This is a genomic window from Streptosporangium sp. NPDC002524 (assembly GCF_040295985.1).
Lineage (GTDB): Bacteria > Actinomycetota > Actinomycetes > Streptosporangiales > Streptosporangiaceae > Streptosporangium.
In genome coordinates, this window is record NZ_JBEOWK010000053.1 from 1 (window position 1) to 23,197 (window position 23,197).

Here is a 23,197-nt window from a genome sequence, read left to right on the forward strand (position 1 = left end):
GCTCACCCCCGCCGGCCGCCCCCCCCCGCCCCCCGCCCCCCCCGCCCGGCGCCCCCCCCCCCGGGGGCGCCCCCGCACGGCCGGGCCCCCCGGGAACGGAGGTTCCCGGGGCCCGCGCCGTGTGGCTCCCCGGCCGAGGCGATCGAATCGGTCGAGGCGGTCGAGGCGGTCGAGGTGGTCGCGAATCAGTCGAGGTAGTCGCGAAGCATCTGCGCCCTCGTCGGGTGCCTGAGCTTGGCGAGGGTCTTCGACTCGATCTGCCGGATGCGCTCGCGCGTCACGCCGAACTCCCTGCCGACCTCCTCCAGGGTCCGGGGATGCCCGTCCGCGAGCCCGAAGCGCAGCTGGATGATGCGCTGCTCGCGATCGGAGAGGGTCGCGAGGATGTCGTCGAGCTGGTCCTGCAGCATGATGAAGGCCGCCGCCTCCATCGGCACCACCGCGTCGGCGTCCTCGATGAAGTCTCCGAGGTCGGAGTCCTCCTCGCCGATCGGCGACTGGAGGGAGACCGGCTCCTGGGCGATCCGCTGGATCTCGATCACCCGGTCGATCGGCAGGTCCATCTCCATCGCGATCTCCTCGGGCGCGGGCTCGCGGCCGAGATCCTGGTGGAGCTGGCGCTGGACCCGGACCAGCTTGTTGATCGTCTCGACCATGTGCACCGGAATCCGAATGGTGCGCGCCTGGTCCGCGATGGCCCTGGTGATCGCCTGGCGAATCCACCAGGTGGCATATGTGGAGAACTTGTAGCCCTTGGTGTAGTCGAATTTCTCGACCGCCCGGATGAGCCCGAGGTTGCCCTCCTGGATGAGATCCAGGAACAGCATCCCGCGTCCCACATATCTTTTGGCGATTGACACGACGAGCCGCAGATTGGCCTCGATCAGCCGCTGCTTGGCCCGCGTGCCCTGCCAGGCGAGCTCCTTGAACTCCGGGAACACCATGCGCGATACGACGCTGGTCAGCTTGTCCTCGGCGAACAGGCCCGCCTCGATGGACTTGGCGAGCTCCACCTCCTCCTCGGCCGTGAGCAGGGGCACGCGACCGATCTCCCGCAGGTAGATGCGAACGAGATCGCTGGTCGGGGCCCTTTTTCCGACATCCTCCTCATCGGCCCGGGCGGGCTCCTCGTCGCCCTGGGGCTCGAGGACCTCCACTCCGTTCTCGGCGAGCATGCGGACGACGCGTTCGAGCGCGTCGGACGGCAGCTCGGACTTGTCGAGAGCTGCGGCGACGTCGTCGACCGTGACGCTTCCGCGCTCTCTTCCCTTCGTGACGAGGTCGGCCACCTGGTCTACCGATGGCGGCCCACTTGGCAGCACCGATGCACCCACGGGAGACAGTCTGCTGTATTGGGTCCCCTAAATGGCAGACCTATTTTTGTCACCGGAGGTAAGGCCTCGATCATTATCGGATCGAGACCTTATTCGGGTTTGGTGGAATCGCCCCCCGGATATTAATGCCATTTACGCCGTCAGCTCCCGGCGGCGCGATCCTTGAGCACCCGCCGTTGCTGTTCCAGCGCGACCAGCTCGCCGAACAGCCGGTTGTACTCCTGCTGCTCGTCGACCGGGTTCGTCCGCTGCATCCTCGACTTGAGCCGCTCGATGGCCCGCGCCACCGAGACGAGCTCCAGGGCCGCCAGCATCGCCGAGGCGTAGCGCTCCTCGTTCGCCAGGTCGGCCCGCAGCTCCTCCACGGCGAACCGGGTGACGACCCCGCGCAGGGCGTCCTCGGCGCCGCCGAGCAGCAGGTCGACCCACTCGCGCCCGCCCTGCCCCGCCGTGGCGGTGCCGCCGGAGCCGACGATCAGCCGGTAGAGGGCCGCGTGCTCGGGGAGCGTGAACGCCTCCTCCCCCAGCGCCTCGAAGCCCGGACCGAGCAGCGCGGGACGCTGCACGGCCAGCCGCAGCACCTCCGCCTCGGTCCGCACGCCGGGGTCGGTGAGGTCGGCGACCTTGCGCGGCCCCGCGGGCCGCTGGGCGCGCGGCTGGGCCGCCGCGGAGACCTCGGTGATCCGGTCGAGGACGAAGCGCTCGTTGTTGAAGCCCAGCCACCGGTCGAGGTCGACGGCGTACAGCTGGCGCAGGGACCTGTCCTTGATGCCGGCCACGATCGGGGCGGCGGCGTCGAGGGCGGAGAGCCGCCCCTCGTTGGTGCTCACGTCGTAGCGGGAGATCACGCTGCGGATGGCGAACGCGAACAGCGGCTCGCGCCCGGCGATCAGGTCGCGCACGGCCGCCTCGCCCTGCCTGACGCGCAGGTCGCACGGGTCGAGGCCGTCGGCCTGCACGGCGACGAAGGTCTGGGTGACGAACTTCTGCTCGTCGGCGAAGGCGCGCAGGGCCGCCTTCTGGCCCGCCGCGTCGCCGTCGAAGGTGAAGACCACCTCGCCGTGCGACCCCGACTGGTCGAGCAGCAGCCGCCTGAGCACCTTGATGTGCTCCTCGCCGAACGCGGTGCCGCAGGTGGCGACCGCCGTCGGCACGCCCGACAGGTGGCAGGCCATCACGTCGGTGTAGCCCTCGACGATGACGGCCTGGGAGCGCTTGGAGATCTCGCGCTTGGCCAGGTCGACGCCGTAGAGGACCTCGCTCTTCTTGTAGAGGGGGCTCTCGGGGGTGTTCAGGTATTTCGGGCCGTCTTCGGCGTCGTTCAGCTTCCGGGCGCCGAACCCGATGACGTCGCCGGTTATGTCGCGGATGGGCCAGACCAGCCGTCCCCTGAAGCGGTCGATCGGGCCGCGCCGCCCCTCCTTGGCCAGCCCGCCCTTGATGAGCTCCGCGCTGGTGAAGCCGCGGCCCATCAGGTGCCGCGAGAGGGCCTCCCACTCGGCCGGGGCGTATCCGACGCCGAAGCGCTCGGCGTCGACCCGCTCGAACCCGCGCTCCGACAGGAATCTGCGCCCGATCGCGGCGTCGGGGGCGGACAGCTTCGAGACGTAGAACTCCGCCGCCGCCCTGTGGGCCTCGATCAGGCGGATGCGCTCGCCCTGCTCGCGCCCGGGGACGTAGCCGCCCTGCTCGTAGCGGAGCTGGACGCCCGCCCGGTTGGCCAGCCGCTCGACCGCCTCGCCGAACGACAGGTGCTCCAGGCGCCGGACGAAGGTGATGACGTCACCGCCCTCGGCGCAGCCGAAGCAGTACCAGTATCCCCGGGTGGGGGTCACGTTGAAGGACGGGCTCTTCTCCTCATGGAAGGGGCAGAGCCCTTTCAGGTTGCCGCCGCCCGCGTTGCGGAGCTGGATGTGCTCGCCCACGATGTCGGCGATCGGTGAACGCTCTCGTACGAGCGCGATGTCCTCGTCACTGATCCGGCCTGCCACGCCGCGAGTCTAGTCCGGCCCTCCGACAGGTAGGGGCGGCGAGTGCGCCCGTCCCCGTGCCGATCTTCCGGCAGGCCGGGACACCACTGCCGGGACGGGAGGGACAGGAGGAACGATGACTTTCCCGAAGTGGTCGTGACCAACCAGGGCGTCGGTTACAAAGGTAAAGGCGGATTCTCGATAATGTACGCGGGTGGAGATCATGCGATCGGGGCATATAGCACGATTGGCCGCTGTGACCGGTGCCGTACTCGTCACCGGAGCCTGCGCGTCACCCGGCGGGGTGGCGGGCATCGGCACGGCGGTCCCGACCCCCGGGGCGGAGTCCGCGGCCGGGTCCCCGGCCTCGTCGGTCACCGCGACCATTCCCGAGGCGACCCCGACCCCCGTCCCCCGGACGGCGGTGGACCGTCCCAAGGCCGATCCCCCGGTGCGGGTCCCGCCGCCGAAGGTCTCCAAGCACACCTACGTCTTCCCGGTGAAGGGCTGCTCGGTCACCTACGAGAGCAGGCTCCTGGTGCTGCCCAAGACCACGATCTGGGCGGGCAAGGGCTGCTCGTTCGTCTCGCCGGTGGACGGCGTGGTCGACGAGGTCAACACCAAGAACCGGTGGAAGCCCTCCACCGACCGCGGCGCCGACCGCGAGGGCCGGTTCGTCACGGTCATCGGTGACGACGGCGTGCGCTACCTCGGCGGCCACCTGGACAAGGTCGCCCTGGGGATCCGGCCGGGGCTGCGCGTCGGCGCCGGTCAGGTCCTGGGCCAGGTCGGCAACTCGGGCAACGCCCGCTCGACCGCGAGCAACCTCTACTTCGCGATCTCCTGGAAGACCTCCCCCTCGATGTGGTGGGTGCGCCGGGGCATGGTCAAGCCCTGGGAGTACCTGGACGCCTGGCTGAAGGGGAACCCCACGCTCTCCCCCCGGGAGGAGATGCGGGCCGTGCTGAGCCGGACCGGCGCCGCCCCCCGGTGCTTCACCCTGTGCGCGTCGAAACCGCAGCCGACGAAGAAGCCGACCCGGAAGCCGGAGCCGGAGGAGCCGGTGCAGATCCCGCTCGGCACCAGCACCCCGGCCGCGGGAACGTGACACGACGGCTCCGACAGCCCCGGCAGCCCTGAGAGCCCCCGGGGGCGGCCCGTCAGCGGCTCGTCAGGGTGCGGTGCCAGGCGACCGCGGAGGTGTCGGTGAGCGACGCGATCTGGTCGACGACCACGCGGAGCCGCCCGGCGTCGCCACCGGCCCTGGTGAAGGCGAGCCTGAACGCGGGCTCCAGGGTGCCGGGGGCGCCCAGCATGATGTGGTGGGCCAGGTCGTGGATCAGCTCGCGCTGCCTGGCCTGGTTGGCGTTGTGCGCGTCGCTCGCCATCACGTAGTGGGCCGTGACCCCCTTGAGCAGCGCGCACTCCAGCCGGGTGGCCCTGGGCACGATCAGGTCGGCGCTGTAGCGACCGGCCGCCGGTCCGTACGCCTCGCGGGTGGCGACCTCCGCCGACTTGCAGAAGTGGCCGATGAGCGAGCTGGTGAGCCCCTTGATCGCGGCGAGGTCGGCGAGCGAGCGGTCGAAGTGGCGGGGCCAGAGCGGCTGGGTGATCAGGCGTCCGAAGAGGTCCTCCAGCTCGCCGGGCTCGGCGTCGGGAACGTACCACTCGCGGGTGGTCGCGCAGACCTCGCGGCGCTCGGCCGGATCGCGCATCGCCTCCAGCACCACGCCGCCGGAGTGCAGGGCGTCCTCCAGGTCGTGCACGGAGTAGGCGACGTCGTCGGCCCAGTCCATGATCTGGGCCTCGAAGCTGACCTGTCCCTCCGGCGCGCCCTCCCTGATCCACCCGAAGACCGGCAGGTCGTCGTCGTAGGCGCAGTACTTGGCGCCCCTCTCGCGGGTCCACGGGTATTTGAGGGCGGCGTCCAGGGAGCCGCGGGTGAGGTTGAGCCCGGCGCTGCGGCCGTCCTCGGTGACGACCTTGGCCTCCAGCCGGGTCAGCAGGCGCAGGCTCTGCGCGTTGCCCTCGAAGCCCCCGCACGCGGCGGCGACCTCGTTGAGCGCCGTCTCCCCGTTGTGGCCGAACGGCGGGTGGCCGAGGTCGTGGGCCAGGCAGGCGGTCTCCATCAGGTCGGGGTTGCGGCCGAGGGTCTCTCCCATCTCGCGGCCGATCTGCGCGCACTCCAGGGAGTGGGTGAGGCGGGTGCGGGGGATGTGCTGGCCGCTGCCGAAGGTCTCCCCCGGGCCGACGACCTGGGTCTTGGCGGCGAGGCGGCGGAGCCCGGCGCTGTGCAGCACCCGTGCCCGATCGCGCTCGAACGGGCCTCGGCCGGGGTTGCCGGGCGGTTCCGGCACCCACCTGGCCTGATCGTGTTCGTCATAGCCGTGCATAAGTGCCCTGATTTTATCCGCGAAAGGGCCCTGCCATGCCGAACGGCGAGAAAACACCTGGTTATCGGGTACGCGCCGCCGTTCCTCACCCGTACGCGCGGCGTAATCGGGTGAGGAACGGAGCTCGGCGTTCCTCGCCGGGCGGGCGGCGGGGTCAGCGGGTGTCGGAGTCGCCGCACACCAGGGTGGCGCGGGCGGCCTCCAGCCGGGCGACCGGGATGCGGAACGGCGAGCAGGACACGTAGTCGAGACCGGCCTGGTGGCAGAAGTGGATCGAGTCCGGGTCGCCGCCGTGCTCGCCGCAGATGCCCAGCTTCAGGTCGGGACGGGTCGCGCGGCCCCGCTCGACGGCGATCTCCACGAGCCGGCCGACGCCGTCGCGGTCCAGGGTCTCGAACGGGGAGACACCGAAGACGCCCAGCTCCAGGTACTTGGTGAAGAAGGCGGCTTCGACGTCGTCCCGGGAGAAGCCCCAGGTCATCTGGGTCAGGTCGTTGGTGCCGAAGGAGAAGAACTGGGCGGCCTCGGCGATCTGCCCGGCGGTGAGCGCCGCGCGAGGCACCTCGATCATCGTGCCGATCAGCGCGTCGACGCCGGTCTCCTCCAGGATCCGCCGCGCCTCGTCCTTGACGTGCTCCAGCTCCTGGACGGCGGCCACCAGCGGGATCATGATCTCCGGGCGGCTGCCCGGCACCGCCTTGGCCGCCGCCGCGATCGCCCGGACCTGCATGGCGAACACGCCGGGGATGACCAGGCCGAGCCGCACGCCGCGCAGGCCCAGCATCGGGTTCTCCTCGTGGAGCCGCTTGAGCGCGACCAGGAGCCTGCGGTCCTTCTCCTCCACCGCGTCACCGGCGAGGGCGACCTTCACCGACAGCTCGGTGAAGTCGGGCAGGAACTCGTGCAGCGGCGGGTCGATGAGGCGGATCGTGACGGGCATGCCCTCCATCGCCTGGAAGATCTTCGTGAAGTCGGCCCGCTGCAGCGGCTCCAGCGCGGCCAGCGCCCGGTCGCGCTCCTCGGCGGAGGTGGCGAGCACCAGGTCCTCGACCAGGCCCCGGCGGTCGCCGAGGAACATGTGCTCGGTGCGGCAGAGCCCGATGCCCTGGGCGCCGAACCTGCGCGCCCTGGCGGAGTCCTCGCCGGTGTCGGCGTTGGCGCGCACGTCCATCCGGCGTACCTCGTCGGCGTGGGACATGATCCGGTGCACGGCGCGGACGAGCTCGTCGTCCCGGTCGCCCGAGCCCTCGAAGTACTCCACGACCGGGGAGGGGACCACGGGCACCTCGCCGAGGTAGACGGCTCCGCTGGTGCCGTCGATGGAGATGACGTCCCCCTCGGAGACCACGAGGCCGGAGGCCGTGGTGAACGCGCGGTCGGCGGCGGAGACCTCCAGCTCCTCGGCGCCGCAGACACAGGTCTTGCCCATGCCCCTGGCGACCACGGCGGCGTGCGAGGTCTTGCCCCCGCGGCTCGTCAGCACGCCCTGGGCGGCGATCATCCCGGCCAGGTCGTCGGGGTTGGTCTCGCGGCGGACCAGGATGACGGCCTCACCGCTCTCGGCGAGCTCGACGGCCCTGGGCGTGGAGAAGACGGCCCTGCCGACGGCCGCGCCCGGCGAGGCGTTCATCCCCCTGGCGATCACCTTGCTCCCGGCGTCCTCGGCGAACCGGGGGAACATGAGCTGGGCGAGCTGGTCGCCGGTCACCCGGGTCACGGCCTCGTCGAGGTCGATCACGCCCTGGTCGACGAGCTGCACGGCGATGCGGAACGCGGCGCCCGGGGTCCGCTTGCCCACCCGGGTCTGGAGCATCCAGAGCTTGCCGCGCTCGACCGTGAACTCGATGTCGCACAGGTCGCGGTAGTGGTCCTCCAGCGTCTTCATGGTCCGCATGAGCTCGTCGTAGACGGGCTTGTCGATGCCCTCCAGCTCCTGCAGCCGCATGGTGTTGCGGATGCCCGCGACCACGTCCTCGCCCTGGGCGTTCTGCAGGTAGTCGCCGTACACGCCCTGCTGGCCGCTGCCGGGGTCGCGGGTGAAGGCCACGCCGGTGCCGGAGTCCATGCCGCAGTTGCCGAAGACCATCGAGCAGACGCTGACCGCCGTGCCCAGGTCGGCCGGGATGCGCTCCTGGCGGCGGTACAGGACCGCGCGCGGGGCGTTCCACGACGCGAACACGGCCTCCACCGCCATGCGCATCTGCTCGTACGGGTCGGCGGGGAAGTCCTCGCCCGTCCTGTCGCGCACGATCTCCTTGTACGTCGCGACCAGCCGCTTGAAGTCGGCCGCCTCCAGCTCCAGGTCGTCGCGGCCGTCCTTGAGCTCCTCCAGCGCGTCGTCGAAGAGCTCGCCGTCGATGTCCTGGACGGTCTTGCCGAACATCTGGATGAGGCGCCGGTAGGAGTCCCAGGCGAAGCGCTCGTTGCCGCCCGCCTGCTTGGCGAGCCCGTGCACCGAGTCGTCGTTGAGCCCGATGTTGAGGACGGTCTCCATCATGCCGGGCATGGAGAACGCCGCCCCGGAGCGCACGCTCACCAGGAGCGGGTCGTCGGCCTGGCCCAGCCGGCGGCCCATCGTGGTCTCCAGGGCGGACAGGTGCCCGGAGACCTCCTCCTGCATCCCCTCGGGCGGGACCCCGTCCGCGAGGAAGCTGCGGCACGCCTCGGTGGTGATGGTGAAGCCGGGGGGCACCGGCAGCCCGAGGTTGGTCATCTCGGCGAGGTTCGCCCCCTTGCCACCGAGCAGGTCCCTGAGATCTTTGTTGCCCTCGGTGAAGTCGTAAACGTACTTCGGCACGGTTGCTCCTTCTGCGACTTCAATCGGCGTCTGGTTCCGCCTCTCTCCGGACTCTACCGACGAACACGGCGACGAAACGGCACTCACCACACGGAACAGCATCATCGCAGCTCAAAGCGGGCAAACCGGTCTAATCCAATTCAAATCCAGCCCAAATGCGCGAGGATATCGATCACTCTGAAAATTGGTTTACACCAATTGGTATAAACCAATTTCCCGCGCATTCAAACCCGTTCACGGCCGGTTCAGCGGCCCGCCAGACCGGCCTCGGCGAGAGGATTCAGGTCGGGAACCTCCCCCTCCGCCGGGCCCTCGCCGGACGGCAGCCACAGCACGAACACGCTTCCCTCGCCCAGCCGGGAGAACAGGCGCACGTGCCCGCCGTGCGACTCCACGATCTGCCGGACGATCGCCAGGCCCAGCCCGCTGTGCCGATCGCGCCGGCCGGTCTGCCCGCTGGTCTGGCCGCTGGTGTGACCACTGGCCTGGCCGCCGGTCTGGCCACTGGTCTGGCCACTGGTCTGGCCGCTGGCCTGCGCGCTGGTCTGGCCGTTGACCTGGCCGCGCCAGAACCGGTCGAACACCCGCGCGTGGTCGTCCTCGGGCACCCCGGGCCCGGCGTCGCGCACCGCCACCCAGATCCAGCCCCCGGTACGGCCCGCCGCCACGACGACCTCGCTCCCGCCGGGCGCGAGCCGTACCGCGTTGGAGAGCAGGTTGCCCACGGCCCGGCGCAGGGCGTCGTGGTCGCCCACCCCGCGCAGCCCGGCGGGCAGCGACCGGCGGATCGACAGCCCGCGTCCGGCCGCGAGCGCGGTGAACTCCTCGGCCGCCTCGGCGGCCAGCGCCCCCACGTCCACCTCGGTGTCGGCCAGCGCGGGCGCGGACCGGCGCGCGGTCGCGAGCAGGTCCTCGACCAGGCGGGTCATCCGGGTGGTGGCCCGGTCCACGATGGCCACCGCGCGCATCCGCTCCTCCTCGGTGCTGTCGGGCGAGGCGAGGACCGCGTCCACGTTGGCCCGGATGATGGCCAGCGGGCTGCGCAGCTCGTGGGAGGCGTCGTCGATCAGCTGCCGCTGCGCCAGGAAGGCGCCCTCCAGGCGGCCGAGCATGGTGTCGACGGTGTCGGCGAGGTCGCGCAGCTCGTCCTTCGGGCCGGTGAGCAGGATCCGCCGCGACAGGTCGGTGCCCTGGATCTCGGCGGCGGCCCTGGTGATCGAGCGCACCGGCCGCAGCACCCGGCCGGAGAGGACCCAGCCGATGCCGAAGCTCGCCAGGAAGAGCCCGCCCAGGGTGAGGAGCGAGTAGTCGCGCAGGGTACGCAGGGTGAGCAGGTTGACCGCGTTCTCGACCTCGGCGAGCTCGACGACGGGTGCCTTGCCGATGTAGCGCTCGGTGTCGACGCTGTAGAGCTTGGCCTGCTGGACGGTGTAGGGCCGCTCCTCGGCACTCTTGGCCACGGCGACGTACAGCAGGCCGAGGACGAGCGCGGAGAGCAGGAACAGCAGGCCGGAGTAGAGGACGGTCAGCCGGAAGCGGATCGTCTGCACGAAGGAGAGCCTCACGTGTCCTCCCGCAACCGGTAGCCCTTGCTGACCACGGTCTCGATCACGGCGTCGGCGCCGAGCTTGCGCCGCAGGTTTCCCACCGTCACCCGCACGGTGTTGGTGAACGGGTCGGTGTGCTCGTCCCAGACGTGCTCCAGGAGTTCCTCGGCGGAGACGACGTGCCCGGGACGGGTCATCAGGTAGTGCAGGACACCGAACTCCTTGGGGGTCAGCCCCAGCTCGCGCCCGGTCGAGTGGGCCTCCACCCGGGAGGTGTCCAGCCGCAACGACCCCACCTGCAGGATCGCGGTGCCGCCGCCCGGCTCCCTGCGCAGCAGCGCGCGGACGCGGGCCAGGAGCTCGGGGAAGGCGAACGGTTTGACGAGATAGTCGTCGGCGCCCTCGTCCAGCCCCCTGACCCGGTCGTCCAGCCGGTCCCGCGCGGTCACCATGATGATCCGCACGGCCTGGCCCTGGTCGGTCCCGCGCAGTGCCCGGCACACCTCGAAGCCGTCCCCTCCGGGCAGGTTGAGGTCGAGAAGGACCAGGTCGTAGGAGTTGACCTGGAGCTTCTCCCTCGCCTGGGCCACGTCGTAGGCGACGTCGACCGCGTATCCGGCCCGGACGAGTCCCACGCGCAGGGCGTCGACCAGGTCTTCCTCATCTTCGACAACGAGCAGTCGCATGGTACGAACCTAGGTCGTGCGCGGCCGGAAACGCGGATGCCACCGCCATACCGCTCTTCCGTTCCCTCGCATTCCCTTCCCTCCGCTTCCGTCCATTTCCCTTCGCTCCCTTCCGCGCCCCTCCGCGCCCTTCCGCGCCCTTCCGCTCCCGTTCACTCGCCTTCACTCCCGGACGCCCGGCCGCTTCCGTGCACCTCCGTCCGCCCCCGGACGGCCCGTGCGCCCTTGGACGGTCCGTCCGGTGCCGTTCACTCGTTCACGCACGAACGGCCCGGCCGCCCCCGTTCACTCGCGGATGATGCGTTCGGCGACGGGCGCCGCCCTGTCGATCGGGATCGCGAAACCGATGCCGATCGACCCGGCCCCGCGCCGCGAGAGCGTCGCGATCGCGGTGTTGACCCCGATCACCTCGCCCCGGGCGTTGACCAGCGGCCCCCCGGAGTTGCCGGGATTGATGGAGGCGTCGGTCTGCAACGCGGTCTGCCCGCGCCCGCCCAGCCTCACCTGGCGGTCGAGGGCGCTGACGATGCCGCCGGTGACCGTGCCCGCGAGTCCCAGCGGGGAGCCGATGGCGAGGACCTGGTCCCCCACCGCGAGGTCCGCCGACCTCCCCAGCTCGGCGGGGACCAGCCCGCGGGCGTCGTCCACCCTGAGCACCGCGAGGTCGTACGCCTCGTCGGTGCCCACGACGGTGGCGGGCAGCCGACGCCCGTCGCCGAGCACGACGGTGACGCTCGCGCCACCGGCCAGGACGTGCGCGTTGGTGAGCAGGTGCCCGGCGCCGTCGATCACGAAGCCGGACCCCGAGCCCCGGCCCGACTCGACCGACACGACGCTCGGCAGCACCCTGGCCGCCGTACCGCTGAGGCCGCCGGTAACCCCTGGCGGTCCGGCCGGGCCCGCGGTGGATCGGGGCAGCGCCACCGGAGCGGCCCGCTCCTCTCCCGCCAGCCGGGCCGCCGCGACACCCGACGCGCCACCGGTGACCATGGCGACGAGCGCCGCGGCGACCAGGACGCGCCCGGCCCCCGCCTTGCGCGCGGTGGCCACCGGGCCCGATGACGGGCCGGTCTCCGGCCACGGCACGGCCGGAGGCGGGTCCCCCGGTGTGAAACCCGGCCCCCGGGGCCGTCCGAGCCCGGGGGGCCGATCGTGTGACGTCACCATGGCCGACTCCTCACAGGATCCTCGAGAACCAGAACAGGGAGGTCCCGGCCGCCACGACCGCGCCGAGCAGGGCCACCCCGACGAACCACGGCCAGACCTCCTGCCGCTCGGTCCGGTAGCCCACCGAGCTGCCGATGTCGTCGTAGACCGCCTGCAACTCACCGCCGGAGGCCGCCTCGTAGAAACCCCCGCCGGTGCTCTCCGCCAGCTCGCGCAGCGCCGGGCCGTCCACCGGCACCTGGGTCTCCCGGCCGCCCATCTGGATCGTGCCGCCGGAGGTGCCGTACGCGATGGTCGAGACCGGTACGCGCCGGGAGGCCGCCTCCCGCGCCGCCACCTCCGGCGTCCGTCCCATGGTGCTCGACCCGTCGGACATCAGCACGATGTGGGCGGGCGGCCTCTCCCCGCCCCCGCCGCCCTCCAGGGTGTCGATCGCGTCCAGCGACGAGAACACCGCCTCGCCGATGGCCGTACCGGAGTCCGTGGTGAGCCGGTCGATCGCGGACAGCACCGCCGCCCTGTCGGCGGTGGGCGGCACGCTCACCGAGGCCGACGACGAGAACGTGACCAGGCCCAGGTTGAACCGGGCGGGCAGCTCCCCGACGAACCGCCGCGCGGCCTCCCGCGCCGCCGCGAACCGGTTCGGCGCCACGTCCGTGGCCTGCATCGACGCGGATACGTCGAACGCCACGACGATCGTCGCCCGCTCCCTCGGGACCCGCATCTCGGCCGTCGGCCGCGCGAACCCGACGACGAGGAGCACCAGCATCCCCATGAACGCCGCGGCGGGCACGTGCCTGCGCCACCCGGGCCCCCTGGGAGCGAGCTTGTCCAGCAGGTCCAGGTTGGTGAACCGCAGGGCGTACCGGCTGCGCCGCAGGTACATGACGACGTAGAGAACCGCGATCATCAGGGCGGGCACCAGCAGCCACAACCAGATCGGGGACAGGAACGTCATGCCACACCTCCTCTCGTTCCACTCGCGCCCGTCCCGCCCGGCCCGACCGTCGCACCTGTCGCGCCACGGGCCCGCGCCAGGCGGCGCTGCAGCACGACGTGACGGACCAGGTCGCGGACCCAGTCGCGGTCGGTGTCCAGGCGCAGGTGCGCGGCCCCGCACCGGCGCAGGGCCGTCGCGATGGCCGCCCGCTGACCCGCGGCGGCCTCGGCGTAGCGCTCGCGGAGGCGGGCACCGGCCGTGGAGACCTCCCTGCGACGGCCGGTCTCCGGATCGACGAGGGTGAGCACGCCCACGTCGGGCAGGGTCAGCTCCCTGGGGTCGACGACCTCCACCGCGAGGAGCTGGTGGCGGAGCGCGAGATGGCGCAACGGCCTCTCCCAGGTCTCCGGGGGATCGAGGAAGTCCGAGACGACGACCACGAGCCCGCGGCGGCGCACGACGCGGCGCAGGTCGTCGGCGGCCGGGCCGACGCGCGGCGCCGGGACCCCCGGTTCGGTACGCGGCAGGGAGAACACCGCGCCGAGCAGCGCCATGAGATGCGGGCGCCCGCTCCTGGCCGGGAACCGCCGGACCTCGCCGCCGTGCAGGATGTGCGCCCCCACGCGGTTGCCCGTCCGTTCGGTGAGGAACCCGACCGCCGCGACGGCGGCGAGCGCGAGCTCCCTCTTCTCCATCAGCGCGGTGCCGAAGTCCATGCTGGCGCTGGCGTCGAGCAGCACCCAGGTCTCCAGCTCCCGGTCGGCGATCATGTCCCGGACGTGCGGCTCCGTCGTACGGGCGGTGACGTTCCAGTCCATCCGGCGCACGTCGTCACCCGGCGCGTACGGCCTCGCCTCTGCCAGCTCGCCGCCGGGTCCCGGGGTGAGCCCCCGATGGTCGCCCTGGAGCAGCCCGTCGAGGCGCCTGACGACCGTCAGCTCCAGCCGCCGGAGCACCCGCTCGGACAGCAGGTGCCGCATCAGGCCGCCTCTCCCTGCCCGGGGGCGATCCTGGGCATCGGGATCGCCGCGAGCACCCGGTCCACGATGTGCCGGGGGGAGACGTCGTCGGCCAGCGCGTCGAACGACGGCACCAGCCGGTGCGCGATCACGTCACCGGCCAGGTCCGCGACGTCCTCGGGGAGCACGTAGTCGCGCCCGCGCAGCAGCGCCAGCGCGCGGGCCGCGGCGACCAGGCCGAGCGTCGCCCTCGGGCTCGCGCCGAAGGCGAGCAGCGGCGCGACGTCCGCCAGCCCGAACCGCGCGGGCTCCCGGGTCGCGTACACCAGCCGGACCGCGTACTCGGCGACGGCGTGGTGGACGAAGACGTCGTCCACGGCCGCCTGGAGTCCCAGCAGCCGCCGGGGGTCGAGCACCCCCCGGGAGACCGGCCGGCCGGTGCTCATCCGGTAGAGGATCGCGAGCTCCTCCGACTCGCTCGGGTAGCCCACGTCGATCTTCATCAGGAAACGGTCCCGCTGGGCCTCGGGCAGGTGGTAGACGCCCTCGGACTCGATCGGGTTCTGGGTCGCCAGCACCAGGAACGGGGCGGGCACCGGGTGGGTGCGCCCGCCGATGCTCACCTGGCGCTCGGCCATCACCTCCAGCAGCGCCGACTGGACCTTCGCCGGAGCCCTGTTGATCTCGTCGGCGAGCACGAAGTTGGCCATCACCGGGCCCAGCTCGATGTCGAAGCTCTCCGTGGACGGCCGGTAGATGCGGGTGCCGACGATGTCGGCGGGCACCAGGTCGGGAGTGAACTGGATCCGGGCGAACGAGCCGCCCACGACGCCCGCGAGCGTCTCGGCCGCCAGCGTCTTGGCGATGCCGGGGACCCCCTCCAGGAGGCAGTGCCCCCGGGCGAGGACCGCGACGAGCAGGCGCTCGACCATGCGGTCCTGGCCGACGATCACCCGCTTGACCTCGAACAGCGCCCGCCCGAGCACGGCGCTCTCCGGCGCCCTCTCTCCCCCCTCTCCCCTCTCCGCCCCGCCTTCCGTGCCGTACGGGATCTCCCTCACCTGGTCGGCGTGCTCGGTGTACTCCTTCATGGGGCGGTCGCGGAGGCCGGGGCCGGGCAGTCGTCGACGAGCAGCCGCAGCTCGATCGCGTCGTCTGCCGGTCGCGGATCGGCGTGGGCGGCACTTCCCGTGAGCAGGAAGACGACCCCGCCGAGAGCCACGACCCCCGGAACGGTCTTCCAAGGTGATACGCGCGCCATCGTTCTTCCCTTCGTCGAACGAACGATCACCCTGATGTCATCAAACGCTCCCGAAAACCGCTGTAAGCCTGCTTTTTATCTCGTCTTTCGCCCCGTCCCACCTCGTAGGAGACCGCGGGGAGACCGCCGGGAAAAAGCGACGGCCGGCGACCCCCGGGTGCGGGGGCGCCGGCCGTGATCGGTCGGGTGGGGCGGGACGGGCCTCAGTCGTTGAGGTGCTGGCGGAGGTAGGCGTCGACCTGGTCGAGGGCCACGCGCTTCTGGGCCATCGAGTCGCGCTCGCGGATGGTCACCGCCTGGTCGTCGAGCGTGTCGAAGTCGACGGTGATGCAGAACGGCGTGCCGATCTCGTCCTGGCGGCGGTAGCGGCGGCCGATCGCCCCCGCGTCGTCGAACTCCACGTTCCACCGGCGGCGGAGCTGGGCCGCCAGGTCCTTGGCCTTGGGCGACAGGTCGGCGTTGCGCGACAGCGGGAGCACCGCGACCTTGACCGGCGCGAGCCGGTGGTCGAGGCGCATGACCGTGCGCTTCTCCATGACGCCCTTGGCGTTGGGCGCCTCGTCCTCGGTGTAGGCGTCGATCAGGAAGGTGAGTGTCGCCCGGTCGACACCGGCGGCCGGCTCGATGACGTACGGGACATAACGCTCGCCGGTGTCCTGCTCGAAGAAGCTCAGGTCGGTGCCGGAGGCCTTGCCGTGCGCGGTCAGGTCGAAGTCGGTGCGGTTGGCGATGCCCTCCAGCTCACCCCACTCGGTGCCGGTGAAGTTGAAGCGGTACTCGATGTCGACGGTCCGCTTCGAGTAGTGGGAGAGCTTGTCCTTCGGGTGCTCGTAGATGCGCAGGTTGTCCTGGTTGATGCCCAGGTCGGTGTACCAGCGGAAGCGCTCGTCGATCCAGTACTGGTGCCACTCCTCGTCGCTGCCCGGCTTGACGAAGAACTCCATCTCCATCTGCTCGAACTCGCGGGTGCGGAAGATGAAGTTGCCCGGGGTGATCTCGTTGCGGAACGACTTACCGATCTGGCCGATGCCGAACGGGACCTTCCTGCGCGCCGACTGCTGCACGTTGAGGTAGTTGATGAAGATGCCCTGGGCGGTCTCGGGACGCAGGTAGGCGAGGCCCGACTCGTCCTCGACCGCGCCGAGGTAGGTCTTCAGCAGGCCGCTGAACTGCTTCGGCGAGGTGAAGGCGCCCTTGGTGCCGCAGTTGGGGCAGGTGATGTCGGCCAGGCCGTTGACGGGCTGCTTCCCGTGTTTCTCGGCGTACGCCTCTTCGAGGTGGTCGGCCCGGTAGCGCTTGTGGCACGACTGGCACTCGGTCAGCGGGTCCGTGAAGGTCTCCACGTGGCCGCTGGCCTGCCACACCTCGCGGGCCAGGATCACCGAGGAGTCGAGGCCGACCACGTCGTCACGCCCCTGCACCACGGTCTTCCACCACTGCCGCTTCACGTTGTTCTTGAGCTCCACGCCCAGCGGACCGTAGTCCCACGACGCGCGCAGGCCGCCGTAGATCTCGCTGGAGGGATACACAAGACCGCGCCGCTTGGCGAGGCTGACGATGGTGTCCATGATGTCCGTACGGCGTGCCATAAGGGAGAAACTCCATCCGGCTGGAGGTCGGCGAGGAATTGGATTGAGTCTCCAGCTTAGGGGAGACGGAGCCGCGGGACGTGCGGATAAACCAGGCCGCCCCCCTGCCCCCCGGCAAAGCTTCCCGGGGCGGGGCCGGGGACAGCCCGGGGACAGCCCGGGGACAGCCCGGGGACAGCCCGGGGACAGCCCGGGGACAGCCCGGGGACATCGGGCGGGCCTCAGGGGCGCTCGACGTCCTCGAACGCGCTCGGCTCGTTGATCATAAGTGTCATCAGCGGATACATCGCCATCCGCGCCGCGCCCAGTGCCCGGCGGTAGAACCCCGCGCCCTCCCACTCGCTGACCAGCGCCCACAGCTCCGGCTCGTCCACCGACCTCGACACCCGGCCCCGCACGTAGCCCGGCTGCCCGGCCAGGGTGTCGACGATCTCGTGGGCCCGGAGCGTGAACTCCTCGGCCTGGCCCGGCGGCACCGAGTAGCGGATGAGAGCAAGCATCCGCCCAGCATGCCAGAGCCCGCCCCGGCCCCCGCCACGCCGTACCCCGGACGCCGCCACCCGGGGCCACGCCGCACACCCCGAGCGACCTCGCACGACCCTGCGCCCCCGTACGACCCCGCGCCGCTCCCACACGCACCCTGCACGCCCCTGCGCCCCCGCGCCGCTCCCGGGCGGCGGGCGGCGGGCGGTCCCGGGATCCGGGCATGTCGTGGCGGGCACGGTGGCGTTAGGCTCGACCCGTGGCCGACAAGCGTCAGGAACGCCCCGCACACCCGCTGGCACAGCCCCGTCCCAGGCAGGGCAAGCGCCCGCTGCCCCCGGGTGAGCAGTTCTTCACGCCGGGGGCGACCGGGCTGCGGCGCAGGATCGAGCTGCGCAGCGCGGCCCCGCTCGTCTTCCTGTTCCAGCTCCCCCGATGGATCGCCCCGGTGCTGCTGGTGGTCCTCCTGCTGGCCGGATTCGCGGTGCCGTCCTTCTGGGGCGGTGTCGCCGTGCTTCCGGTGATCGGGTTCGTCGGCTGGCTCGCCTACATGTCGTGGCCGTCCCTGGGGTCCGGGGGGCGTCTCCTGCGCGTCGCGCTGCTCACCTTCCTGATCCTGCTCGCCGCCGACCGCTTCGGCGCCTTCTGACACCTCCTCCGGCATCCCCGACGCCCCCTCCTCCGGCCCTCAGCGGGACGTGGGCAGGAGGGTGTAGCCGGGGAAGTTGCCCGGCAGGCGCTCGGTCTCCGGCCCCTGGGTGACGGCCCTGACGAGCAGCTCGCCGCCGACGAAGGCCCCCCGCCAGGAGGCGCCGAGCCCGCCGAACAGCTCCTCCCGGTCCCCGCGCGAGCGGGGCGCGTTGATCCCCACCTTGAACGCCCGCACCTCCGGGGCCAGCCGCCTGACGGTCTCCTCGTCGTCGCAGGAGATCGTGGCGACCAGCGCGCCGTTGCTGGCGTTCATCGCGGCCAGCAGCTCGGCCTCGGTGTCGACGAGCACGACGGTGTCGACCGGCCCGAAGGGCTCGGCGTGGAAGAGCGGGGACGAGCGGGGCGGGCCGAGGATGGCGACGGGCGCCAGGTAACCCGAGGTGTCCTGGCCGGGCAGGAACAGCCCGTCGTCGAGGGAGCCCCGGTAGAGGGGGATCCCGCCCTTGGCCACCGCCTCGTCCACCTGGTCGGCGAGCTCCTTGACCTTGGCGCCGGTGATCAGCGGGCCGAAGTCGAGGTCGGGCGGCGGGTCGTCGGGCCCCGCCACGGCCAGCGGGTGGCCGAAGCGCACCGACCGGACCGCGGGCAGGTAGGCGGTGAGGAACTCGTGGAACAGCGAGCGCTGCACCACGAAGCGCGGATACGCGGTGCAGCGCTGCTTGGCGTAGTCGAAGCTCTTGCGGATCTGCCCGGTGAGCAGCTCCCAGTCGCCGTACTCCCACACCCCCCAGCAGTTGAGCCCCTCCTGTTCCAGGACGTGCCGGTGGCCGAGGTCGGCGAGGGAGGTGGCCACCTGCCCGCCCGCGTCGCGCCCGCCGACGAAGGAGACGCAGCCCAGCTCCTTGCCGCGTACGAGCGCCGGGGAGAGCTCGGCGCCTCCCCCGCTGACGAGGGTGAACGGCAGCCCCTCCTGGGCGGCGAGCGCGGTGGCGAGGGTGAGGCAGGCGAGCCCGCCGTCGGTGGGCGCCTTGGCGATGACCGCGTTGCCCGCGAGGGCCTGCACGAGCATGGCGTGCATCAGCACGCTCATCGGGTAGTTCCAGCTGGCGATGTTGCTGACCGGACCGGCCAGCGGGACGCGCCCGGCGACCATCCGGTCGATCTCGCCGACGTACCAGCGCACCCCCTCGACGCACCGGTCGACGTCGGCCGCGGCGAGCTTCCAGGGCTTGCCGATCTCCCAGACCAGCAGCAGGGTGAGCAGGTCGCGGTGGGCGGTCATCGCCTCCAGCGCCGCCGTGACACGGGCCTTGCGCTCGGCGAGCGGCACGTGCCGCCAGAGGCGGTGCTCGTCGAGACCGGCCCGTACCGCGCGCAGGGCGGTGGCCCTGTCGAGGCGGGGCGGACCGGCGATGGCGGTGCCGTCCACCGGTGAGGCGGCCGGCTCCGGGCGGCCGTCGCGCTGCCAGAAGCCGCCCCAGTGGTTGAGCACCCGGTCGTCGTGGAAGGCCTGGGGCGCCGCCGACACGCACCGGTCGTAGGCGTCGGACCAGGCCGACCCCGGCTTGAGTATGAGTGACATGAGCTGCTCCCTCAGTCGGACCAGTCGATGGCCAGGGCGAGCTCCTGCTCGGGCAGCGGCTCGAACTCCTTGATCGCGTCGAGCGAGGCGCCCATGGCCGCGTTGGCCTCCCTCTCGACCATGACCTCCACCAGCACCGGCAGCTGCTGGCGGTCGGACTCCGCGCTCGCCCAGGCCAGCGCGTCGCCGATCTCGCCGGGCAGCTCGACGCGCCGGGCAGGGCAGCCGAACGCCTCCATGAGCTTCACGTGGTCGACACCGCCCTCGCCGTAGTGGAGGTCGACGGCGTAGTTCATGTCGTAGGGGATCTCGGCCTGGCGGATCAGCCCGAGGTACTCGTTGTTGATCATCACGATGACGAACGGGATGTGGTACTGGGCGGCGACGGCGATCTCCTCCATCAAGAACTGGAAGGAGTAGTCGCCCGCGACGGCCACCACCTGCCGCTCCGGGTAGGCGCACTTGACGCCCATCGCGGCGGGCACCTCCCAGCCCAGCGGCCCGGCCTGCCCGCAGACGAGGTAGCGGCGCGGGAGGTAGGTCTTCTGGAACTGCCCCGACCAGATCTGGTAGAGGCCGATCGCGGTGACGAACGTCGTGTCGGGCCCGTAGAAGTCGTTCAGCTCCCGGAAGACCCTCGGCGGCTTGATCGGCACGTCGTCGAAGTCGTCGCGCCGCAGCAGCGTGCCGCGCAGCTCGGTGACCCGCGCGGGCCACTTTCCGGGGCCGCGGGCCTCGGTGCGGGCGCCCGCCTCCTCGGCCAGCGCCGCCAGCGTGGGCCGGGCGTGGCCGACCACGCCCAGGTCGGGCTCGAAGACCTTGCCGATCTGGGTGGGCTCGATGTCGACGTGAACGAACTTGCGGCCCCGGCGATAGGTGTCGAGGTCACCGGTGTGCCGGTCGCCGAACCTGGCGCCCACCGCGAGCACCAGGTCGCTCTCCAGCAGCGCCGCGTTGCCCCAGCGCGTCTGGGTCTGGATGCCCGCCATGCCGGCGAACAGGGGGTGGTCCTCCGGAAAGGCCCCCTTGCCCATCAGCGTCACCTGGACGGGAACCTGCAGGTGCTCGGCGAGCGCGCGCAGCTCGGCGGCGGCGTCGGCGATGACCACCCCGCCGCCGGCCAGGATGAGGGGCCGCCGGGCGGCCATGAGCATGTCGATCGCCGCCCGGATCGCCGGGGGGCTGGGCCGCGGGACCTCGACGGGGAGCGGGATGTCGATCTCCGCGTCGTACAGGCAGGTGCCGCGCTGCACGTCGATCGGCAGGTCGATCAGGACGGGCCCCGGCCGCCCGGACCTGGCGATCCTGAAGGCCTCCCTGAACACCCACGGGGCCTGGGCCGGCTCCTTCAGCTGGACCGCCCACTTGGTGACGGGCTTGGCGATCTCCACGATGTCGACCGCCTGGAACGCCTCCTGGTGGAGCTTGTCGCGCGCCGCCTGCCCGGTGATGCAGATCATGGGGATGGAGTCGGCGAGGGCGGTGTAGAGGCCGGTGATCATGTTGGTGCCGGCCGGTCCCGAGGTGCCGACGCAGACGCCGACGTTGCCCGTGACCCGGGCCCAGCCGTCGGCGGCGTGCGTGCCGCCCTCCTCGTGTCGGACGGTGACGTTGCGTATGCCGCTGTGCTGGAGCGCCGCGTAGAGGGGGAGGATCGCCGCGCCCGGGATGCCGAAGACGGTGTCGACGCCTTCGGACTCCAGGACGGCCACCACGGCCTCCATGCAGGGGATCCGCTTCACTGGTTGATCCTTTCGATCACCTTGAGCAGGGCGGAGTGGTCGAGGGAGCCGTGCCCCTGGGCACGGGCCGCGGCGACGAGCTGGGCGACCAGCCCGGTGAGCGGGAGCGAGACGCCCGCCTCCCGCGCCGCGGCGACGGCGATGCCCATGTCCTTGTGGTGCAGGTCGATCCGGAAGCCCGGCGCGAACTCGCGCCTGACCATGGAGTGCCGTTTGAGGTCGAGGATGCGGGAGCCCGCCAGCCCGCCGGCCAGCACGTCGAGCCCGCCGCCGGGGTCGACCCCGGAGGCTTCGAGCAGCACGATCGCCTCGGCGACCAGGCCGTAGATGCCCCCGACGACGAGCTGGTTGGCGGCCTTCACGGTCTGTCCCGCCCCGGCGGGGCCCACGTGCACGATCGTCGTGCCGACGACCGCGAGGACCGGGCGTACGGCGGCGAAGTCGGCGGAGGCGCCGCCGACCATGATCGAGAGGGTGCCGTCGACCGCGCCGCGCTCCCCGCCGCTCACCGGGGCGTCCAGCGCCCTGATGCCCTTGACGGCCGCGGCCTGCGCGACCCTGCGGGAGGTCTCGGGCCGCACGGTGCTCATGTCGATGTGGATCAGGCCCTGCCTGCCCTGCTGGAGCAGCCCGTCTTCGCCGAAGGCCACCTCCTCCACCTGGGGCGAGTCGGGCAGCATGGTGATCACGACCTCCGCCTGCGCGACGGCCTCCGCGACGCTGCCCGCGGACTTGCCGCCGGCCACGGCGAGGGCGTCCATCCGCTCGGCGCTCGTGTCGTAGCCGACGACGGTGTGCCCGGCCCTGACCAGGTTGGCCGCCATCGGGCTGCCCATGATCCCCAGGCCGATGAATCCGATGTTCATGAGCGGCTCACCGCTCCTCCCTCGCTCAGCGTTCATCGAATACCTCCAAGGTGGAGACCCCGGGCCTCGGCCCGGGGAGCGGGGGCGCGGCCGGTCACCGCGCGCGGTCCGGTGGTCTGCCCTGTTCGTCCTGTGTGCTCTGTGTGCCCTGTGTGCCCTGTTCGTCCTGTGTGCTCTGTGTGCCCTGTGTGCCCTGTGGGTCCTGTGGGTCCTGTGGGTCCTGTGTGCTCTGTGGGTCCTGTGTGCTCTGTGGGTCCTGGGCGGCCCGGGCTGGAGGTCACGCGTTCCTCCAGCCGAAGCTCTCGGCGCTGGGGCCGGTGGGGCGGTACTCGAGCCCGACGTGGCCCCGGTATCCCGAGGTCTCCAGGCGCTCGAAGATCCGGTCGTACGGCATCGCGCCGGAGCCCGGCTGCCCGCGGCCCGGGTCGTCGGCGATCTGGACGTGGCCGAACCGGTGGACGCTCGTGTCGATGAGGGCGAGCACGTCCTCGCCCATCCGGTGCAGGTGGTAGAGGTCGGCGAGGAAGGCCACGTTGCCCGCGCCCACCTGGTCGATCACCTCGAAGGCAGCGGCCGAGGAGGTGATCGGGTAGCCGGGGTTCTCGTGGGAGTTGAGCGCCTCGACCACGACCGTGGCGCCGACCCCGGCCGCCGCCTTCGCCGCGAGGGAGAGGTTGGACAGCGCCAGCTCGCGCTGGGCCTCCGGGGGCAGCCCCGCAACCGCGTTGCCGTAGAGGGCGTTGAGCACCCGGCAGCCGAGCGCTCCGGCCAGGCCCGCCGCGACCTCGACGTTGGCCTGGAACCTGGCCGAGCCGTCGGGCCGCGACAGCAGGCCCCGCTCCCCCGCCGCCATGTCCCCGGCGTCGAAGTTGAGGCCGACCAGGCGCACCCCGGCCTCCTCGACCGCCCGCCGCAGGGCGTCGATCTCGCGGTCGGCCGGGCAGGGGGCGGCGAAGGGCCACCAGAGCTCGACCGCGTCGAAGCCCGCCTTCGCCGCCGCCGCGGGACGCTCCAGCAGCGGCAGCTCGGTGAAGAGGATGGAGAGGTTGACGTCGAACTTCACGGCGCCTCCCCCGCGCCCAGGGAGACCTTCGCGGGCGGCCCGTCCGGCGTGCCCAGCGCGGCGAGCGCCGACCGCATCAGGCGGGCGGTCTCGCTCGGGGTGCGGCCGACGCGGACGCCGACCTTCTCCAGGGCGTCCTTCTTGGCCTGGGCGGTGCCGGCCGAGCC

Annotated in this window: 19 protein-coding genes; 2 read left to right on the forward strand and 17 right to left on the reverse strand. The window is 71.8% G+C overall.

What is annotated here, in order from left to right; translation table 11 throughout:
• Positions 1–185 precede the first annotated feature (185 nt).
• Together rpoD and dnaG are read right to left on the reverse strand one after the other, a co-directional pair.
• On the reverse strand, positions 186–1,289 hold the full coding sequence (rpoD, locus tag ABT053_RS42590) for an RNA polymerase sigma factor RpoD (protein ID WP_350977752.1): 1,104 nt from the start codon (positions 1,287–1,289) through the stop codon (positions 186–188).
• A gap of 185 nt (positions 1,290–1,474) precedes the next feature.
• Entirely contained in the window at positions 1,475–3,325 is a 1,851-nt protein-coding gene (gene dnaG, locus ABT053_RS42595; RefSeq protein WP_350977753.1) for a DNA primase, read from the reverse strand.
• A 235-nt stretch (positions 3,326–3,560) separates the two neighbouring features.
• On the opposite strand from dnaG, the gene ABT053_RS42600 reads away from it, so the two are divergent.
• Positions 3,561–4,412: a M23 family metallopeptidase gene (locus tag ABT053_RS42600; RefSeq protein ID WP_350977754.1), complete on the forward strand. Its 852-nt coding sequence runs from the start codon at positions 3,561–3,563 to the stop codon at positions 4,410–4,412.
• Positions 4,413–4,464: 52 nt separating this feature from the next.
• Here the strand turns inward: ABT053_RS42600 and ABT053_RS42605 are convergent, their stop codons facing one another.
• The 11 genes from ABT053_RS42605 to ABT053_RS42655 form a co-directional block, all read right to left on the reverse strand.
• On the reverse strand, positions 4,465–5,697 hold the full coding sequence (locus tag ABT053_RS42605) for a deoxyguanosinetriphosphate triphosphohydrolase (RefSeq protein WP_350977756.1): 1,233 nt from the start codon (positions 5,695–5,697) through the stop codon (positions 4,465–4,467).
• Between the two features lie 154 nt (positions 5,698–5,851).
• The gene (gene ppdK / locus ABT053_RS42610; RefSeq protein ID WP_350977758.1) at positions 5,852–8,494 is read right to left on the reverse strand and encodes a pyruvate, phosphate dikinase; all 2,643 of its coding nucleotides are present in this window, start codon (positions 8,492–8,494) and stop codon (positions 5,852–5,854) included.
• Between the two features lie 245 nt (positions 8,495–8,739).
• Positions 8,740–10,059: a sensor histidine kinase gene (locus ABT053_RS42615; protein ID WP_350977759.1), complete on the reverse strand. Its 1,320-nt coding sequence runs from the start codon at positions 10,057–10,059 to the stop codon at positions 8,740–8,742.
• Positions 10,056–10,727: a response regulator transcription factor gene (locus ABT053_RS42620; protein ID WP_350977761.1), complete on the reverse strand. Its 672-nt coding sequence runs from the start codon at positions 10,725–10,727 to the stop codon at positions 10,056–10,058. Before ABT053_RS42620 ends, ABT053_RS42615 begins: the two co-directional genes overlap by 4 nt.
• 285 nt (positions 10,728–11,012) lie before the next feature.
• Positions 11,013–11,813, reverse strand: a complete 801-nt coding sequence (locus ABT053_RS42625; protein ID WP_350977763.1) for a S1C family serine protease — start codon at positions 11,811–11,813, stop codon at positions 11,013–11,015.
• A 91-nt stretch (positions 11,814–11,904) separates the two neighbouring features.
• A complete protein-coding gene (locus tag ABT053_RS42630) occupies positions 11,905–12,852 on the reverse strand; it encodes a VWA domain-containing protein (protein WP_350977765.1) in 948 nt (315 codons plus the stop codon).
• Positions 12,849–13,814 carry a DUF58 domain-containing protein gene (locus tag ABT053_RS42635; RefSeq protein WP_350977767.1) on the reverse strand — a complete coding sequence of 322 codons (966 nt, stop codon included), beginning with the start codon at positions 13,812–13,814 and terminating at the stop codon, positions 12,849–12,851. Before ABT053_RS42635 ends, ABT053_RS42630 begins: the two co-directional genes overlap by 4 nt.
• Positions 13,814–14,884, reverse strand: coding sequence for an AAA family ATPase (locus ABT053_RS42640; RefSeq protein WP_350977769.1), 1,071 nt, complete (start codon positions 14,882–14,884; stop codon positions 13,814–13,816). Before ABT053_RS42640 ends, ABT053_RS42635 begins: the two co-directional genes overlap by 1 nt.
• Positions 14,881–15,054 (reverse strand): hypothetical protein, encoded by a 174-nt coding sequence (locus ABT053_RS42645; RefSeq protein WP_350977771.1) that lies wholly within the window; start codon positions 15,052–15,054, stop codon positions 14,881–14,883. The genes ABT053_RS42640 and ABT053_RS42645 overlap by 4 nt, the downstream gene beginning before the upstream one ends.
• Before the next feature lie 203 nt (positions 15,055–15,257).
• A complete protein-coding gene (locus tag ABT053_RS42650; protein WP_350977774.1) occupies positions 15,258–16,643 on the reverse strand; it encodes a glycine--tRNA ligase in 1,386 nt (461 codons plus the stop codon).
• Between the two features lie 221 nt (positions 16,644–16,864).
• Entirely contained in the window at positions 16,865–17,143 is a 279-nt protein-coding gene (locus ABT053_RS42655; RefSeq protein ID WP_350977776.1) for an antibiotic biosynthesis monooxygenase family protein, read from the reverse strand.
• Between the two features lie 242 nt (positions 17,144–17,385).
• Here ABT053_RS42655 and ABT053_RS42660 point away from each other — a divergent pair, with 242 nt between their 5' ends.
• Complete coding sequence (locus ABT053_RS42660) at positions 17,386–17,775, forward strand: DUF6703 family protein (protein ID WP_350977779.1); 390 nt, start codon at positions 17,386–17,388, stop codon at positions 17,773–17,775.
• Between the two features lie 39 nt (positions 17,776–17,814).
• Here the strand turns inward: ABT053_RS42660 and ABT053_RS42665 are convergent, their stop codons facing one another.
• The 4 genes from ABT053_RS42665 to ABT053_RS42680 all read right to left on the reverse strand — a co-directional run bounded on the left by ABT053_RS42665 (position 17,815) and on the right by ABT053_RS42680 (position 23,030).
• A complete protein-coding gene (locus ABT053_RS42665) occupies positions 17,815–19,359 on the reverse strand; it encodes an aldehyde dehydrogenase family protein (RefSeq protein WP_350977780.1) in 1,545 nt (514 codons plus the stop codon).
• An 11-nt stretch (positions 19,360–19,370) separates the two neighbouring features.
• Positions 19,371–21,101, reverse strand: a complete 1,731-nt coding sequence (gcl, locus tag ABT053_RS42670) for a glyoxylate carboligase (protein WP_350977782.1) — start codon at positions 21,099–21,101, stop codon at positions 19,371–19,373.
• Complete coding sequence (locus ABT053_RS42675; RefSeq protein ID WP_350977785.1) at positions 21,098–21,967, reverse strand: 2-hydroxy-3-oxopropionate reductase; 870 nt, start codon at positions 21,965–21,967, stop codon at positions 21,098–21,100. The genes gcl and ABT053_RS42675 overlap by 4 nt, the downstream gene beginning before the upstream one ends.
• Before the next feature lie 277 nt (positions 21,968–22,244).
• Entirely contained in the window at positions 22,245–23,030 is a 786-nt protein-coding gene (locus ABT053_RS42680) for a hydroxypyruvate isomerase family protein (protein WP_350977787.1), read from the reverse strand.
• Positions 23,031–23,197: the final 167 nt, after the last annotated feature.

Excerpts from the sequence above, each read along its gene's own strand:
- ABT053_RS42605 (WP_350977756.1), bottom strand. The coding sequence starts at position 5,697 with ATGCACGGCTATGACGAACACGATCAGGCCAGGTGGGTGCCGGAACCG.
- ABT053_RS42620 (WP_350977761.1), bottom strand. The coding sequence starts at position 10,727 with ATGCGACTGCTCGTTGTCGAAGATGAGGAAGACCTGGTCGACGCCCTG.
- ABT053_RS42630 (WP_350977765.1), bottom strand. The coding sequence starts at position 12,852 with ATGACGTTCCTGTCCCCGATCTGGTTGTGGCTGCTGGTGCCCGCCCTG.
- ABT053_RS42635 (WP_350977767.1), bottom strand. The coding sequence starts at position 13,814 with ATGCGGCACCTGCTGTCCGAGCGGGTGCTCCGGCGGCTGGAGCTGACG.
- ABT053_RS42640 (WP_350977769.1), bottom strand. The coding sequence starts at position 14,884 with ATGAAGGAGTACACCGAGCACGCCGACCAGGTGAGGGAGATCCCGTAC.
- ABT053_RS42645 (WP_350977771.1), bottom strand. The coding sequence starts at position 15,054 with ATGGCGCGCGTATCACCTTGGAAGACCGTTCCGGGGGTCGTGGCTCTC.
- ABT053_RS42650 (WP_350977774.1), bottom strand. The coding sequence starts at position 16,643 with ATGGCACGCCGTACGGACATCATGGACACCATCGTCAGCCTCGCCAAG.
- ABT053_RS42655 (WP_350977776.1), bottom strand. The coding sequence starts at position 17,143 with ATGCTTGCTCTCATCCGCTACTCGGTGCCGCCGGGCCAGGCCGAGGAG.
- ABT053_RS42665 (WP_350977780.1), bottom strand. The coding sequence starts at position 19,359 with ATGTCACTCATACTCAAGCCGGGGTCGGCCTGGTCCGACGCCTACGAC.
- ABT053_RS42675 (WP_350977785.1), bottom strand. The coding sequence starts at position 21,967 with ATGAACATCGGATTCATCGGCCTGGGGATCATGGGCAGCCCGATGGCG.